We start from the raw sequence: 15,514 nt of genomic DNA, 5'->3' as shown, positions 1-15,514 counted from the left end.
GATAATTTATCCGATATTGCTTTTCAGACGCTTCTCTCACCACACTAAGCAGTTTACACATGAAGAAAACGTTCTACTCGCTCACTCTGGGTCTGGCCTGCCTCACGTCGCTGTCGGCGGCCGCTCAGGGTTTATCCAGAGAGTTGTTCAAGACCACTGCTGAGCTGGCTCAGCAGAACCGGGGCCGGCAGTGCGCCGCCATGGACGTGCTGGAAGCCCAGATGGCCGCCAATCCGAAACTGGCCCAGCGCATGGCGGAAATTGAGGCTCAGACGGGCCGTTTCGTTGCCAACCCCACCGCCCAGCGTACCGCCGCCGCCGTTTCTATTCCGGTTGTGGTGCACGTGCTGTATAACAACAGCGCCGAAAACGTTTCCGATGCCCAGGTAATGGCCCAGATCAATGTGCTGAACCAGGATTTCGCCAAAACCAACGCCGATGCCTCGCTGATTCCGGCCGCTTTCGCCGGGGCCGCCGCCAGCACCAACGTGCAGTTCGTGCTGGCCAAGCGCGACCCCAGTGGCCGCGCCACCAACGGCATCATTCACAAGTCTACCCGGGTGAAGTCGTGGAGCACCAACGACGCCATGAAATCGTCCAAGCGCGGCGGCGACGACGCCTGGGACACGTCGAAGTACCTCAACCTCTGGGTCTGCGACCTGGGCCAGGGCCTGCTCGGCTACGCCCAGTTCCCCGGCGGCGCGGCCAGCACCGACGGCGTAGTTGTGCTGTATTCGTCCCTGCCCGGTGGCTCTTCAGTCCCTTACGATAAGGGCCGCACGGCCACCCACGAAGTGGGCCACTGGCTGAACCTGCGCCACATCTGGGGCGATGCCAGCTGCGGCAACGACTTAGTGAGCGACACGCCCACCCAGCAGACCAGCAACTACGGCTGTCCTTCCTTCCCGCACGTAACCTGCTCCAACGGGGCCGACGGTGACATGTTCATGAACTACATGGACTACACCGACGATGCCTGCATGTACATGTTCACCAACGGTCAGTCGAGCCGCATGAACGCGCTGTTCGCCAGCGGTGGCGCGCGCGCTTCGCTGCTCACCTCCAACGGCGGCACTGCTCCGCTCGTGGCAACCACGGCAGTCGAAACCCTGACCGTGTTCCCGAACCCCACGGCCGGCCAACTCTCTATCCGCACCGGCCTGAATACGCCGGCCGTTAAGTGGGAGGCCAAAGTGTACGACCTGCGCGGCTTCGAAATGAAGCAGGTGCGCCCGGCCGGCGAAGGCTCGGTAGATGTATCGGCCCTGCCGGCCGGTCTGTATCACCTGGTGCTCACCGACGGCATCAGCACCCAGCACCAGAGCTTCCGTAAAGAATAGGCAGCCGCCTGATCAGCACGTACTCAGCATAATACCCGTTTCAGCCTGGCTGGGGCGGGTATTGTACTTAACAGGAGTACCGGCCAGGCAAAAACGGCTATCATAAGATTCGGGCTTTTACGAGTATTCGCTATTTAGGCCATATTCATTAGAATATTTTTAATAATTTGCCACTTATAAGCCCCTTTTACCACAACCACACACCTAATTCCTTCATTTCTCGTTTCTCTCCACTCCTCCACAACCAACCCCCTAGTATGAAAAAAAACCTTTACTCACTGGCCCTGGCATTCCTGGGCCTGGGCGCGGCAGTTTCCGCCGAAGCGCAGCAAGTTCGTCAGTGCTCCACGATGGAGAACCTGGCGGCCCAACTCGCCGCCGACCCCGCCATGGCCCAGCGCATGGCCGCTATCGAAAACCGGACCCAGCAGTTTGTGGACAACCCGGTAGCCAAGCGCACCGCCGCCACCATTACCATTCCGGTAGTAGTACACGTGCTCTACAGCACGTCGGCCCAGAATATCTCCGACGCCCAGATCCAGTCCCAGCTTACGGTTCTGAACGAGGATTTCACCAAAACCAACGCCGACGTCAGCAAGACGCCTTCGGCCTTCGCGGGGCTGGCGGCCAACGCCAACATCCAGTTCGTGCTGGCCAAGCAAACGCCTTCCGGCGCGACGACGAGCGGCATCGAGCGCAAATCGGTAACGACTGCCAGCTGGGGCACCGACGACAAGATGAAAAAGGCCTCGACCGGCGGCCTGGACGCCTGGGATGCCACCAAATACCTCAACCTGTGGGTGTGCAACCTGTCGGGCGGGGTGCTGGGCTACGCGCAGTTCCCCGGCGGCACGGTAGCTACCGATGGGGTAGTAATCCTGAGCTCGGCTTTCGGTAAGGGCGGCTCCTCCTCGGCTCCGTTCAACCTGGGCCGCACGGCCACCCACGAAGTGGGCCACTGGCTGAACCTGCGCCACATCTGGGGCGACGCCAATTGCGGCAACGACTTGGTGAGCGACACGCCTACCCAACAAACCAGCAACTACAGTTGCCCATCCTTCCCGCGCGTAACCTGCTCCAACGGCCCCAACGGCGACATGTTCATGAACTACATGGACTACGTGGATGATGCCTGCATGTACATGTTCTCCAACGGCCAGTCGGCCCGCATGAACGCCTTGTTCGCCAGCGGCGGTTCGCGCGCTTCGCTGCTCACCTCCAACGGCGGCACGGTTCCCGGCGGCGGCGGTGGCGGCACCACGCCTCCCCCCACCACGGTTTCTTACTGCGCCAGCAAGGGCACGAACGTGAGCTACGAGTGGATCGACTACGTGAAACTGGGCTCTATTGCCCGCACCTCCAGCAAGGACGCCGGCTACTACAACGGCACGGCTCTGTCGACGTCGCTGGCCGCCGGCTCTTCCCAGACCATCAACTTCTCGGCCGGTTTCGCCTCTACGGCTTACACCGAATACTGGAAAGTATACATCGACTACAACCAGGACGGGGACTTCAGCGACGCCGGCGAAACCGTAGTATCGGGTTCTTCTTCGAGCACGGGCACGCTGAGCAGCACCTTCACGGTTCCGGCCACGGCTAAGTCGGGCGCTACCCGGATGCGGGTGGTAATGAGCGACAACTCCGCCACCACCAGCTGCGGCAACTACAGCTACGGCGAAACGGAGGACTACACCGTCAACATCAGCGGCGGGGCTCGTCTGTCGGCTCCGGCCGAAGTGGCTGGCTACCGCATCTACCCGAACCCGGCTACCGATGTGCTCAACATCGAAATCCCGGCCACCATTGATGCCAGCACCGTTTCGGTATCCGTGTACGACATGCGCGGAGCGGAAGTGAAAAATGCCCGCTTCGAAGGCAGCCTGCTCAACGTGGGCGAGTTGGCCAAGGGCGTGTACCTGCTCCGCATCACCGATGGGCAGCAAGTGTCGCACCAGCGCTTCGTGAAAGAGTAACTTCCTGATCCGGCCGCCAGCCCCCGGCTCCGGCAAGGCGTAAAAAAGCCTCCTTTCCCGCCTGGGAAGGGAGGCTTTTTCGTGAGGCTGCCCCCTGCACCAGCCCTGCCCTGCCCGACTGCCGTTGCGCCCCGGGTTGCGCCCGCCCCGGCAGCAACGCCCAAGGTGGCACGTGCGGCGCTTCCGGCCGGCCACCTGGCGCTTGCCCCGGAAGCCCGGGAAGGCCTGATGGGCCGGCGGTTGCCGGCCGCGGGCGGGCCGCAACCAGCTGCGCGGGCGCAAGCCCGGGGTACAACCTTTTCGGCCGGGCGAAGTAAAGAGGCCAGCCCCCTGCTTTGCCGCCCTTTTTCCCCTTCGCGTATGAAAACGCTGTACTTAATGCGCCACGCCAAATCGAGCTGGAGCTTCGATACGCTCAACGACCAGCAGCGCCCGCTCAACGACCGGGGCCGCGACGATGCCCCCCTGATGGGCCGGGCGCTGGCGGAACGGGAAGTGGAGCTGGACCTGATTGTGAGCTCCCCGGCCGTGCGCGCTCTGAGCACTGCCGCCTTGGTGGCCAAGGAGCTGGAGCACTCGCCCGAGCAGTTGCAGGTGATTGAGGGCATCTACGAGGCCACCGTGCCCGACCTGCTGACCATTGTGCAGCAGCTGCCCGACTCGGCGGCGGCCGTGCTGCTGGTGGGCCACAACAACACCCTCACCGACTTCGCCAACCTGCTCTCGCCCAGCGAAATTCCGCCCATGCCCACGGCTTCCATTGCCTGCCTCAAGTTCAAAACCGACCAGTGGGCCGACGTCAGCCAGGCCAACGCCGAGTACTATTTCTTCGACAAGCCGAAGAACTACTAGCCTCACCGGCCGCCGGTAGCCACGCCGCGCCCGGTTACGAAACGATGAACTCCCACGGGCAGGCCAACTATTGCCGGCACCCCGCGTTTCGGGGAGCAGCGTACCCGCGCTCGGCCAACGGTGGCCCGGTTCCTGCTGGGCGCTGCCCCGCCGTGGCCCGGCTGGGTCCGGCTGCTTGCCTTTCTCACCAAATCCGCATCCTCTATGTCCGAAACTGAACAGGCCCAACCCCGGCTGCTAAACCGCGAACTGAGCTGGCTCACCTTCAACCGCCGGGTATTGCAGGAGGCACAGAACCCCGCGGTTCCGCTGCTGGAGCGCCTGAAGTTCCTGGCCATCTTCAGCAGCAACCTCGACGAGTACTTCAAGGTGCGGGTGGCCACGCTGCGCCGGCTGGTGAAGCTCAAGAAGAAAACCCGCGCCAAGCTGGGCGAAGACCCCGCCCAACAGCTCCACGACCTGCTGCTGGAAGTGGGCCGGCAGCAGCAGGAATTCGGCGACACGTTCCGCAACAGCATTCTGCCCGAGCTGGGCCGCCACCACATCCACCTGATTTCGGAACACGACCTCACCAGCGAGCAGCACACCTGGGTGCAGGAGTATTTCCGCGAAAACGTGCGCGATACCCTCTCGCCCATCATCCTCGACGAAAACCTGCACCACCTGTTCCTGCGCGACCAGAGCGTGTACCTGACTTTCTACCTGACCCAGCCCGCCAACCACAAGAAGCAGGACGAGGAGCGGGTGGTGGTGATGGAGCTGCCCACCAAGCGCCACGGCGGCCGGTTCGTGCGCCTGCCCGACGTGGGCGAAGACCACTACGTGATGTTCCTGGACGACGTCATCCGCTGCTGCGCCCAGGAGCTGTTTGCCACCTACGGCAAGGTGCAGGTGCAGGCCGTAAAGCTCTCCCGCGACGCCGAGCTCGACATTCAGGAAGAAGTATCTGACAACCTGTTGGCCAAAATCAAGAGCAGCCTCCAGAAGCGCGAAACCGGCTTCCCGGCCCGGCTGCTGTATGATCCTGCCATGCCTAAGGAGGTGCTGCGGGCCGTGATGGAGAAAACCGGAATCGGCAAGGAGGAGCTGGTGGAAGGCAGCCGCTACCACAATTTCCGCGACTTTTTCGGGTTCCCCGATTTCGGGCTGCCCCACTTGCAGTACGTGCCCATGCCGCCGCTGCCCCACCCCACGCTGCCGCGCACCGGCTCGCTGCTGGCCGCCCTGGCCCAGCGCGACCACCTGCTGCACCCCCCCTACCAGTCGTTCGACTACGTGACGCGCCTCATCAACGAGGCCGCTAAGGATGCCCAGGTGAGCGACATCAGCATCACACTCTACCGGGTGGGCAGCAAGTCCGACGTGGCTAAGGCCCTGCTCAAGGCCGCCAAAAACGGCAAGCAGGTAACCGTGGTGGTGGAGCTCAAGGCGCGCTTCGACGAGGAGAGCAATATGTTCTGGGCCGAAAAGCTCCAGAAGGCCGGAGCCAACGTCATCTATGGCATTCCCGACCTGAAGGTGCACAGTAAGCTGCTGCTCATTACGCGGGCTGAGGAAGGCCACAACAAGCTTTATGCTTACCTGAGCACCGGTAACTTCAACGAGCAGACCAGCCAGATTTACGCCGACCACGGCCTGTTCACGGCCAACCCCATCCTGACCCGGGAGGTGGCCGAGGTGTTCCGCTATTTCCACGACCGCCTCGACAAAACGGGCCAGTTCGAGCATCTGCTGGTAGCGCCCTTCGAGTTGCGCCAGAAGCTGGAGGCCCTCATCGACCACGAAATTACGCTGGCCCACAAGGGCAAGGAAGCCTACATCATTCTCAAGCTGAATGCCTTGCAGGATGAGCGCATGATTCTCAAGCTCTACGAGGCCAGCGAGGCCGGCGTGCGGGTGGAGCTGCTCATCCGGGGCATTTCCTGCCTGATTCCGGACCTGGCCGGCCAGAGCCGCAACATTCAGCAGCGCGGCATCGTGGACCGGTTTCTGGAGCACGCCCGGGTATACGTGTTCGGCAACGGGGGCGAGGAAAAGGTGTACACCGCCTCCGCCGACTGGATGAGCCGCAACCTCGACCGGCGGGTAGAAGTGGCCTTCCCCATCCTGCAAGAGGATCTGAAAGCCGAAGTCCGCCACCTGCTCGACCTCCAGCGCCAGGACAGCGTGAAGTCGCGCGACTGGCAGAATAACTTTGTGGGCTCCACTACCGACAGAGCCGGGGAAGCCGAGGAGGTACGTGCCCAGTTCGAAACCTACGCTTACCTGCAACAGCTGGCCAAAAAGAAGCGCAAGTAGAACGCTGGCACGCGGTGTTTGCAACGCAACAAGGCCGTTTCCCTAGCCGGAAGCGGCCTTGTTGCGTTGGCCTTCGTGGCCCGGCCAGACGTTGGGCTACCGCGCCGCAACAAGGGGGTAGCAGCGCGGCACTGCGCGTTTCTGCATTGAGCGGCATTGAGCGGCATTGGCCACCGGCCAACGCCAGCACCTTCTCAGGCGTGGGCTTTGGCGCGGGCAGTTTTGCCGGCTTGTCGCCCGGCCGCCGCTTCCGCCGTTGGTTCCGGCCCCACCCGCGCTGGGTGCAGCTTGGTGAGCTTGCCGGCCAGCTTGCCGGCCGATTGAGTGATGACGCGCGTTACTTCCGGGGTGCGCGCCAGCTCTTCCGCTCCGTGAAGGTGGGTATCGAGCAGGCCGGCCAATTGGTCGGTGAGGGCCTGGCGGGTGGTTTTGGCAGCGCTTCTCTTAGCCCGCTGGCGCAGAATCTGGTCGGTGAGGTGCTCAATGGTTTTGCCAATGTTCTTGGGCAGCTTGCTGGCACTGGGCAGCGCCAGGTGGGGCAACAGCACGATGGTGAGTTGGTCGAGCAGTAGTTTTTTGGAGGCTTTCATGGGTGGCAGTGAGGAGGAAGGCCACGGGGGCCGGCCGCAAAAGTACCACCACCGCCCCCTGCCCCAGGTTAGTAAATCATCATCTGTTCGTTATGCCTTGGCACCGGGAGCCGGCCATCCGGCTTACTCAGGCCCTAAAAATCTGCTAGTCAGAGACTCCGTATAGCCCCGGCAACCGGCCTGCCCGTGGCCGGTAAGGAGGAAGCCCCGGAACACTGCGCCCCTGTTGCGTGTTGCTGGCCGCATACTGCGTATATTCGGTTAACACGGCATGATCATCAGACCGTATTCCGATTCACTCCTGACGTTTCTTCCCCATGACTACCACCTTTTTTCCAACCGTCGCCGCCCCATTCACCACGCCCGTTCACGAGCTGAAAGTGTGGCCCGCCTGCTTTGCCGCCGTTGAGCAGGGAAGCAAGCCCTTCGATGTGCGCCTCAACGACCGCAACTACCAACTCGGCGACGCGCTGCTGCTGCGCGAGTACGAACCCGAAAGCGAGCAGTACAGCGGCCGCACCGTGGAGCGCTGGGTCAGCTACCTCATGCAGGGCGGCACCTTCGGCCTCGAACCCGGCTGGTGCGTACTCGGCCTGGCCGAACATCCGCCCCTGCCCCCCGGCGTGAGCGACACGCGACTGTGGTAAGTCCCGCCTGCCAGAACGGCTCCGCCCCTGCCCGGGACGGAGCCGTTTTGGCAGGCAACCAGGGGGCCAGGCGCAGCGGTCGGGTTAGCGGCGTATCTTCCCCGCTTTCCCGGCCTTCCGCGTCGCCTATGCCCCTGCCCTTGTCCGAGAGAAGCCGCGCCATCCGGTCTGCCCGGCAGGGGCAGCGGGCCACCGAAGAACGGGCCGATGCCCGGGCTTTCCGGATGGCTTTCCTCGGGCAGTACCGGCAGTTGCCGCCTCCCCTGCCGCCGGCCACCGTCTACATCGCGCCAAACCAAAACCGCCCCCGTTAGTTAACCCCCATGCCATTACCACCCGCCCCCGACTCCTACACGGCCGACTACCGCCCCGACCTGGGGGTGCTGGTTATGCGCTGGCTGCGCCCCCATTCGCTGCCCGAAACTCAGGCCTCTTACCAGCACCTGCTGGCCCTGGCCCGCCGGCACCGCTGCCCCAACTGGCTCCTCGACGGCCGCCGCGACGGGCCGCTGGTACTCGAAACGGCCCGCTGGCTCGGCCAGGACTTTCTGCCGGCAGTGGCCCGGGAACTGGCCCCGGAGTTGCTGCGCCTGGCCGTGTTCAGCTCGCCCGCCCGCCTGGAGCAGCGCTTGCTGGACGCGGAAGTGTCGCCGGCCGTGGCCGAGGCCCTGGCCCCTACCCAGCCCTACCGCACGGCCCTGTTTCTGGATGAGGGCGAAGCCCTGGCCTGGCTCACCGCCTCCCAGCCCTAGCTCAGGCAGTCTGCACGCGTTCTGATGGCCCCCAAAAAGCCCCGCAGCGCTGCCAACCGGGGCAGGGTACTGCGGGGCTTTTGGGGCCATCAGAACGGGTGAAGGCAGATTTTAGCGGCCCTGGTTGATTTTCTTCAGGAACTTGCGGGGCGGCACCAGGAATACCTCGATGCTGGCGTAGGGCACGGTACCCAGCGTGTTCTGCACCACGCGGTTGCGCGAGCCGCTGAAGAGTTGGGGCAGGGTACGTTCGTTGCTCGCCGCGTCAACGGCGTTGAAGTTGACGTTGTAGCGGTAGCCGCCCTCAATCCCGAACCAGAGGAAATCATAGATTTCCCGCTCCAGACGGAGGCGGAACTTCAACTCCGTTTCCCGCAGAATCAGCGTTTGCAGGCCGTTGGCCAGTGGCTCCCGCAGCTTGATGTTGTAGTTCATGCCATCGACGGTGTAGCCCCCGAACAGCAACGTTTTGGCGTTCAGGTTGCGGCGCACCGTCACGCGGGCCGGAAACAGCGACTCCACGCCCCAGCGCGGGTTGAACGTGCGGTTGTAGAGGATGACGGGGTAAATACTCTGCCGCCCGAACGTGTAGCCCACCTGCGCCCCCACGCCCCAGGACAGGTAGGGGCTGCGCTTCCAGCCGTAGATAAACTCGCCCGACATCTTCAGGTAGTCCTGGATGCTCAGCTCCGAGGAGGTGTAGTCGCCGTTGAGTTCGCCCTTCACCCGGGCCAGGTACCAGTGCACTTCATCCACGGGCCGGATAACGGCCAGTTGGGTACCGACGGTTTTAAGGCCCTTGTCTTCGAGGTTGCGGTAGAAAGAAGCGTTGTCCGGGTTCTGGAACTGGAACTCCTCCCGGTCGTAGTTGAAGCCCAGAATAACCTTGAGGTGGGGATGATTCCAGACCGGAATATAGCCCTTGATGAAGGCCCGCCGGTTCTTGACAACGGTGCTGCTGGCCTTGCCGGCCGGCGTCTGGTCGTTGAGGTCGGAGTTGATCTTAAAGTCGGCCAGTCCTTCCAGGTGCGCAATCAGGCCCTTGCTAGGCCCCTGCCCCACCACCGAGGGCACGGCAAACTCCTGGGACCGGCCTACCTGGTCGGCGCGCAGCGTGTCGTTGGGCAAGGGGGCCGGGGGCGGATACACGGGCGGCGTGGTGGGCCTTACCTGGGCCTGGGCCGCCAGGCCCCCGGTAAGTAGCAGCACCGTGGACAACGGTCGGATCAGGGAACGGAATCGAGGGGAGAGAAACGGCATACGCGGTCAAAAGAGATGTTACCGCCTTAACGGCTTTTCGCGCAAAAGGATAACCCTCCAGTGTCCAGTGGTCAGTTGCCAGTTGTCAGTTGCTAGTTGTTAGTTGCTAGTTGTCAGTTGTCAGTTGCCGGTTGCCGGTTGCCAGAACGACACTGACAACTAACAACTGACAACTAACAACTGACAACTAGCAACTAGCAACTGATAGTATTTAGAACAGGAAGTCGAAGCCCACGAAGACCAGGTTTTCCTCGCCCACCGAGTAGGTGGCGTTGATGACGGCCTGCTTGAGCACATCCACCCAAACGCCCCCGCCGTAGGCCTTATGCAAGGCCTTGAGGCCGGTTTTGGTGTCGTAGGCCGAGTAAACGCGGGCCGCGTCGGCCAGGCCCAGAACCCCAAACTTGCCGGGCAGCAGGTAGGCGTTGAAGCTGAAGAGCTGCACGCGCACTTCGCCGTTGGCGTACACCGATGAGCGGCCGGCGTAGCGGGTGCGGCGGTAGCCGCGCAGGTTGGTGGTGCCGCCCAGCGTGTTGGCCTGGTAGAAGCGGTAGTCGCCGAAGTTGCGGTTGGCCCCGATGCGGCCGGCCCAGGTGAGCTGGAAGGGAAAGTTGGGCGAGAGGTAGAACCGGGCCTCGCTAGCCAGACGGCCGTAGCCGAGCTTTTCGCCGTTGAGCTGGCGGTTGTACTCGGCCGAGTTGTAGATGCGCAGGCCGATCCGCGGGTTCTTGGGCGAGCTGGCTACGTCGAGGTTGAGGTAGGTTTTGCCACCCAGGTAGCGGTTGAGGCCGAAATCGGAGGCCCGGATGCCCCGGGCCGCCTCCCCTAAACCGTTGTAATTGCCATTCTGGTCCAAGCCAAGCTCAATCTGGCGGCCGATCTGGTCGCGGTCGACCCGGAACTGGTCGTACTGGGGGCCGAAACCGAATTTGAGGAAGCTGAACACGTCCTTTTCCAGCATCGGGCTGACAAAGAAGCGCGAGAAGCGGATGCGGTAGGTGTCGTTGATTTCGCGGTTGGTTACCCGGTCATCGAGGCCGGCCAGCACGTTCTTGGTGTCGTTGCCCTCGCCGAAGTAGTTGTACAACAGCTGGGGGCCGTAGAGCTGGGAAGTGATGCGCAGGTCGAGGTCGCCGAAGATATCCACGAAGTGGCCCAGGTAGCGCACGTTGTAGGCGCTCTGGGAAGGCGAGTAGTTGGCCGCCAGGCTCTGCTCGGTGGCATAGGGGGCCTTGCGGAACCCGTAGGTGCGGTACACCGCCCCCCCGCCCAGAAACAGGCGGTCGTCCACGTTGTAGCCGAAATACAGGGTCGGGCCGAAGTAGTTGAGCGTGTAGTCCTTGCGGTCGGTGCGGGTGTGCTGGTCGTAGCGGCTCACGTCGAGGCCTGGCTTGAGGCGCAGGCGGGCGTCGGGGCCGGGCACGATGACGTTGCCCGAATCGGCGTCGTACACGTGCAGGCGGTGGCGGAAGCCGGCCACGTTGGAGCGGTCCACGATGGAGTCGCGGTCGGTACCCCCGATGATGCGCACCAGGGGGCCGCTTTTCACCTTGCCGGTCAGCTCGTACTGGTCCTCGCCCTCGAAGCCGTAGAGGCGCAGCTCCTTGGTCACCTTGTTGTCGAAGGTACGGTCGAAGAGCATCTTGGTCAGCTGGCCCTCCTTGTTGATTTTTTGCACCGTAACGTGGGTTTTGTCGCCGGGCAGGCGCTCCACCACAAACCGTTCGCGCTTCCTGGAGCCCTTCACCTCCGTTACCTTGCTGAGCATGGTGTAGTAGTCGGCGGCCACCTGGGGCAGCAGGTCGCGGCGGCTTTTGAGCTTGGCCACGATTTCGGCCCCGTGCAGGGCATAGATATCGGCCGGCCAGCGGTCCTTAAACGTCTGCTCAATTACCTGGTCGGTGAGGGCGGCTTTCATCTCCTGGGCCTGCTTTACCCACTCCTCCCTGCTCACGGAGGCCAGGTACACCCGGTCGTTGCTGAGGGCCGTCAGGTTGAGGCCCTTCCAGTCGGCGTAGTCCTTGCCGAAATTCTGAAAGTTGCGGATGGCCCACTTGCGCGAGGCCAGGTACGGGAACAGCCCGTCGCCCTTGAAGAAGGCAATGTCGCGGTCTTCGGGCACGGCCGTAAACTTACGGTCCCCGTCCTTGTCCTTCTTCTCAGCCCAGCGCCACTGGTCCTCGTGCCGGTCCCAGTCGCCGATCCACATATCGAAGAGGCGGGAGCGGGCAAAGGCTTTTTCGTTGACGCGGTTATCGTTGTCGTCGGTGATGCGCTGGAACACCTTGTCGGTGCCCACCAGGTTTGTGGCGTTGCCCAGGCTTTCCACGTTGGCCTGGTCGTCTTTGGCATCCTCCTCCAGCGCGCCGGTGGTGTTGCCGAAACGGGGCAGGTACTGGCCCAGCAGCGGGTCCTGGGGGATGTAGCGCAGTTCGGGGTTGGTGTGCAGAATGCCGGCGGCCGAAGCCAGGGGCGGAATGGCGATGGAAGCGAACGGGTGCTGGGCCGAAATCTGGTCCTGCAAAATGTCGGCGGCCGCGCCCGAGCGCAGGGCTTCGGGCAGCACGGCGGCAGGATCCTTGTCGAGGCCGCGCAGGGTGTAGAGGCGGCCGGCTTCGTTGCGCAGCTTCAGGGAAGCCGTCTGCTTACCGCCCCCGATTTTATACGGGGTCAGGCCACCCTTCTCTGTGCCCAGGTCCAGGACCGGGAATTTCACGGGCGTTGCCCACTCTTTGCGGTAATGGTCGCCGAACAGGAACTTGTGGAAGCGGCTGCGGTCGGCGTAAGCCGGGTTCACGGCCGTCGTCACGGTGCTGTCGGCGAAGTGGGGGCGCTTGAGGCCCCGCTGGTCGGCTATTTCCTCCACTACGTCCGTTTTCTGGGCATACATGGACGTGCGGAACACCCGGCGGCCGGTTTCGCCGGTGCCTTCGGGCACGAAGTATTCCACCCACACCTCCCCGTTGTCGTAGTAATTGACGCGGGCAAAGCCTTTTTCCTTGTCCGAAAACAGGGCCTCGCCGCCGCTACCGGGCTTCACGTGCTGGGTTTTGCAGCCCGAGCCGCTCACGATGTGGTTGAGGCTGCCCTGCTTGAAATATTGCAGGTTGTGCTCGTGGCCGGCCGCGTACACCACGTTGGGGTACTTCTGGAAAATATCCATCAGCCCCTTTTTGTAGGCCTGATACAGCGGGTGGGGCAAATCCTGGCTCACGCCGCCGTACTTGCGGGCAAACGGGTAGATGGAGCCGATGACGGGCAGCGGCACGAAGGCGTACTTATAAACAATAGAGAGCGGGAAGAAATGGTCGGCCAGGGTGAAGTAGCCCCCGTGGATGCCGTCGGAAAACAGCGGGTGGTGGGCCACCACGATGATGTTCTTGCCCTTGTTGCGCTGAATGATGTCCTCCATCTGCACGAAGAACTCGGTTTCGTTGGCAATGCCGCAGCCGCTGTTGGTGCCGTAAGGCCGCTCGCCGGTGGTTTGCAGAAACCACTGGGAGTTGATGGCAATCATCACCACGTCGTCCTGGAGGCGGATTTCTACCGGCCCGGGGCAGGCGTCGCGGGGCAGCAGGAAGTCGCCGGTGTAGGGGAAGGCCGCCGAGTCGGAGCGCAGATAATCCTCCACGAACTGCTGCTCGCGGTTGACCTGGGCCACGGCCCCGCGCTGGCCCTGCTTCCAGTCGTGGTTGCCGGGTATCATGTACTTCTCGCCGTCGTAGTCGCGCAGCACCTTCAGCTGGTCCACAATGCGGCGCTCCGATTCCTTGCGGTCGGAGGCGCCCTCGGTGGGCAGGCCGTACTCGTAGATATTATCGCCCAGGTACACCGTGGTGCTCTTAGCGCCGGCGGCCAGAATCTGCTGGCGCATGAAGTTGAGCGAGGGCTCACCGCCTTCCGCCTGGGGGGCGGGCTTGCCCACGTCCCCGATCAGAAACACCGAATACCGGATGCGGGCGCTGTCGGGCGGGGTTTTCGACTCCCAGTTAACGCCCTCGCCGCGGTAGTTGGGCCGGGTGGGATGGGCCGTTTGGGTGGCGGGCTTCTGCTGGGCCAGCGCCGGCACGGTCAGGCCCGACAAGGTCAGCAGCAGGCAACAGTTCAGGAAATATTTACTCATACAGCAAAGGCGAAACGGAGTCGGCGCGTCGGCGGTTCACCAACGGGTAAAAGGCGTAATTAGAAAAGATTGCGGTAAACTTACCCAACCCAACGCGGAGAGCACTCCGAAGGTAAGCCTGGTGCGCTGCCCTACGCAAATCGGCCGGCTACGGTTAGGGGGCAAACGGGCCGGGCCTAACCGTAACCGGCGCATTTGCGTTGTAAGCCGATACCGCCCCGGTCGCTCCTTATTTGTTTGCCCCCTTCGCTCTGATGGAACCCACTCTTACCCCGAAACCGGCCAAAGCCGAGATTATCAGCCAGGCCAAGTCGTACGTGCTGGCGTTGCTGGAAGACCAGCTCCCCGGCCAGTTGGTGTACCACGCTCCCAAGCACACCACCATGGTGGTGAAGGAGGCCCGCGCCCTGGGCGAGGCCGCCGAGCTGGCCGCCCCCGACCTGGAAGCGCTGGTGCTGGCGGCCTGGTTTCACGATGTGGGCTATATTGATACCTACGACGGCCACGAGTTTCGCAGCGCCGAGCTGGCCGGCGAGTGGCTGAGCAGCCAGCACTACCCCCCCGAGCGCGTGGCCCTGGTCCAGCAGCTCATCAAAGCCACCCACCGCGACGCGGAGCGCACAACCGACCTGGAAAAACTCCTCGTGGATGCCGACATGAGCGGCATGGGCCGGGAGGATTTCTTCGCCAACGGCGAGCTGCTGCGCGCCGAGTGGGAAACGTCGTTGGGCAACGTTTACTCCAACACGGAGTGGGCCGAAAGCCAGCTGGAGTTTCTGACCGGCAGCAAATTCCTGACCCGGCCGGCCAAAGACCGCTACCGCCGCCAGTTCAAAGACAACATCAAGGCCCAGCGGAAACTGCTCAAGAAGACCGCCAAGAAGCAGAAGAAGAAGGTGGAGGAAGAGCAGGGCACCTTCGCCGAGCCCAAGCGGGGCATCGAAACCATGTTCCGCACCATGTACAGCAACCACATGAAGCTCTCGGACATGGCCGACAAGAAGGCCAGCATGATGATTTCGCTCAACGCGGTGCTCATGTCGCTCATCATCACCTATTTCGGGGCCAAGCTGGGCAGCAAAACGGCCGCCCTGGCCAACGTGGGCGTCCTGCGCAACCCCATCATTGCCGTGCCCATGGGCATTCTGCTGGCCACGGCCCTGGCGTCCGTCATCACGGCCATCCTCTGCGCCCAACCCGACGTGACGAGCTTCAAATGGCTCAAGCGCAGCCCCCAGATTGCCACCAACCGCCGGGTGAACCTGCTGTTTTTCGGCAACTTCAGCAAGCTCAGCCTCGACGACTTCCAGAGCGGCATGACCGAAATCATGAGCCAGCGCGACGCGCTCTACACCAACATGGTCACCGACATTTACTACCTCGGCGACGTGCTCACCAAAAAGTACCGTCTGCTGCGCCTGAGCTACACTATCTTCATGGTCGGCCTGATTCTTACGGCTCTCTCCTTCGGCATCGCCCTGCTCTATAAGATGTAGGCAGGCAGTGGGCGGAGTGCCCCCCAAGCAAATAGAGAAAAGGCCGGTGCCCAACTGCGGGGACCGGCCTTCCTTTGGGTAACAGCGTATCGCGGCTTACCTTCGGGCTAAATGCATTAGCATTATCCAGCGCTCAACGAAACATCGTCGGGCCTCTACCACCCGCTAATATTCTGATTTTGA

General features: G+C 62.7%; 11 protein-coding genes. 8 read left to right on the top strand and 3 right to left on the bottom strand.

The genetic code is table 11. The annotated features are described in order from the left end of the window. Positions 1 to 59: 59 nt before the first annotated feature. The 4 genes from D0T11_RS10980 (at position 60) to ppk1 (ending at position 6,463) form a co-directional block, all read left to right on the top strand. On the top strand, positions 60 to 1,340 hold the full coding sequence (locus tag D0T11_RS10980) for a M43 family zinc metalloprotease (protein ID WP_119655833.1): 1,281 nt from the start codon (positions 60 to 62) through the stop codon (positions 1,338 to 1,340). A gap of 257 nt (positions 1,341 to 1,597) precedes the next feature. Next, positions 1,598 to 3,313: a GEVED domain-containing protein gene (locus D0T11_RS10975; RefSeq protein WP_119655832.1), complete on the top strand. Its 1,716-nt coding sequence runs from the start codon at positions 1,598 to 1,600 to the stop codon at positions 3,311 to 3,313. A 360-nt stretch (positions 3,314 to 3,673) separates the two neighbouring features. Further along, on the top strand, positions 3,674 to 4,165 hold the full coding sequence (locus D0T11_RS10970) for a SixA phosphatase family protein (protein WP_119655831.1): 492 nt from the start codon (positions 3,674 to 3,676) through the stop codon (positions 4,163 to 4,165). Positions 4,166 to 4,369: 204 nt separating this feature from the next. Beyond that, positions 4,370 to 6,463 carry a polyphosphate kinase 1 gene (gene ppk1, locus D0T11_RS10965; protein WP_119655830.1) on the top strand — a complete coding sequence of 698 codons (2,094 nt, stop codon included), beginning with the start codon at positions 4,370 to 4,372 and terminating at the stop codon, positions 6,461 to 6,463. Positions 6,464 to 6,657: 194 nt separating this feature from the next. Here the strand turns inward: ppk1 and D0T11_RS10960 are convergent, their stop codons facing one another. Next, positions 6,658 to 7,053 (bottom strand): hypothetical protein, encoded by a 396-nt coding sequence (locus D0T11_RS10960; RefSeq protein WP_119655829.1) that lies wholly within the window; start codon positions 7,051 to 7,053, stop codon positions 6,658 to 6,660. Positions 7,054 to 7,370: 317 nt separating this feature from the next. Between D0T11_RS10960 and D0T11_RS10955 the strand changes: the two genes are divergently transcribed. From D0T11_RS10955 to D0T11_RS10945, 3 genes are all read left to right on the top strand, one after another. Then, entirely contained in the window at positions 7,371 to 7,700 is a 330-nt protein-coding gene (locus tag D0T11_RS10955) for an ASCH/PUA domain-containing protein (RefSeq protein WP_119655828.1), read from the top strand. Between the two features lie 128 nt (positions 7,701 to 7,828). Continuing rightward, positions 7,829 to 8,014: a hypothetical protein gene (locus D0T11_RS10950; protein ID WP_119655827.1), complete on the top strand. Its 186-nt coding sequence runs from the start codon at positions 7,829 to 7,831 to the stop codon at positions 8,012 to 8,014. Positions 8,015 to 8,023: 9 nt separating this feature from the next. Beyond that, on the top strand, positions 8,024 to 8,452 hold the full coding sequence (locus D0T11_RS10945) for a hypothetical protein (protein ID WP_119655826.1): 429 nt from the start codon (positions 8,024 to 8,026) through the stop codon (positions 8,450 to 8,452). Positions 8,453 to 8,563: 111 nt separating this feature from the next. Here the strand turns inward: D0T11_RS10945 and D0T11_RS10940 are convergent, their stop codons facing one another. Continuing rightward, on the bottom strand, positions 8,564 to 9,661 hold the full coding sequence (locus tag D0T11_RS10940) for a DUF6268 family outer membrane beta-barrel protein (protein WP_245990756.1): 1,098 nt from the start codon (positions 9,659 to 9,661) through the stop codon (positions 8,564 to 8,566). A 262-nt stretch (positions 9,662 to 9,923) separates the two neighbouring features. Further along, positions 9,924 to 13,835, bottom strand: coding sequence for a metallophosphoesterase (locus tag D0T11_RS10935; RefSeq protein WP_245990747.1), 3,912 nt, complete (start codon positions 13,833 to 13,835; stop codon positions 9,924 to 9,926). A gap of 254 nt (positions 13,836 to 14,089) precedes the next feature. Here D0T11_RS10935 and D0T11_RS10930 point away from each other — a divergent pair, with 254 nt between their 5' ends. Beyond that, complete coding sequence (locus D0T11_RS10930; protein ID WP_119655824.1) at positions 14,090 to 15,331, top strand: Pycsar system effector family protein; 1,242 nt, start codon at positions 14,090 to 14,092, stop codon at positions 15,329 to 15,331. Positions 15,332 to 15,514: the final 183 nt, after the last annotated feature.

Source organism: Hymenobacter rubripertinctus, from assembly GCF_003583925.1.
Taxonomy (GTDB): domain Bacteria; phylum Bacteroidota; class Bacteroidia; order Cytophagales; family Hymenobacteraceae; genus Hymenobacter; species Hymenobacter rubripertinctus.
The sequence above is the reverse complement of the archived record's forward strand: the minus strand, read 5'-3'. Positions and strand labels throughout refer to the sequence as shown.

What these genes read in the sequence shown, in the direction of transcription:
- D0T11_RS10975 (WP_119655832.1), top strand. Translation starts at nt 1,598, where the DNA reads ATGAAAAAAAACCTTTACTCACTGGCCCTGGCATTCCTGGGCCTGGGC.
- D0T11_RS10960 (WP_119655829.1), bottom strand. Translation starts at nt 7,053, where the DNA reads ATGAAAGCCTCCAAAAAACTACTGCTCGACCAACTCACCATCGTGCTG.
- D0T11_RS10970 (WP_119655831.1), top strand. Translation starts at nt 3,674, where the DNA reads ATGAAAACGCTGTACTTAATGCGCCACGCCAAATCGAGCTGGAGCTTC.
- D0T11_RS10945 (WP_119655826.1), top strand. Translation starts at nt 8,024, where the DNA reads ATGCCATTACCACCCGCCCCCGACTCCTACACGGCCGACTACCGCCCC.
- D0T11_RS10930 (WP_119655824.1), top strand. Translation starts at nt 14,090, where the DNA reads ATGGAACCCACTCTTACCCCGAAACCGGCCAAAGCCGAGATTATCAGC.
- D0T11_RS10955 (WP_119655828.1), top strand. Translation starts at nt 7,371, where the DNA reads ATGACTACCACCTTTTTTCCAACCGTCGCCGCCCCATTCACCACGCCC.
- D0T11_RS10935 (WP_245990747.1), bottom strand. Translation starts at nt 13,835, where the DNA reads ATGAGTAAATATTTCCTGAACTGTTGCCTGCTGCTGACCTTGTCGGGC.
- D0T11_RS10950 (WP_119655827.1), top strand. Translation starts at nt 7,829, where the DNA reads ATGCCCCTGCCCTTGTCCGAGAGAAGCCGCGCCATCCGGTCTGCCCGG.
- D0T11_RS10980 (WP_119655833.1), top strand. Translation starts at nt 60, where the DNA reads ATGAAGAAAACGTTCTACTCGCTCACTCTGGGTCTGGCCTGCCTCACG.
- ppk1 (WP_119655830.1), top strand. Translation starts at nt 4,370, where the DNA reads ATGTCCGAAACTGAACAGGCCCAACCCCGGCTGCTAAACCGCGAACTG.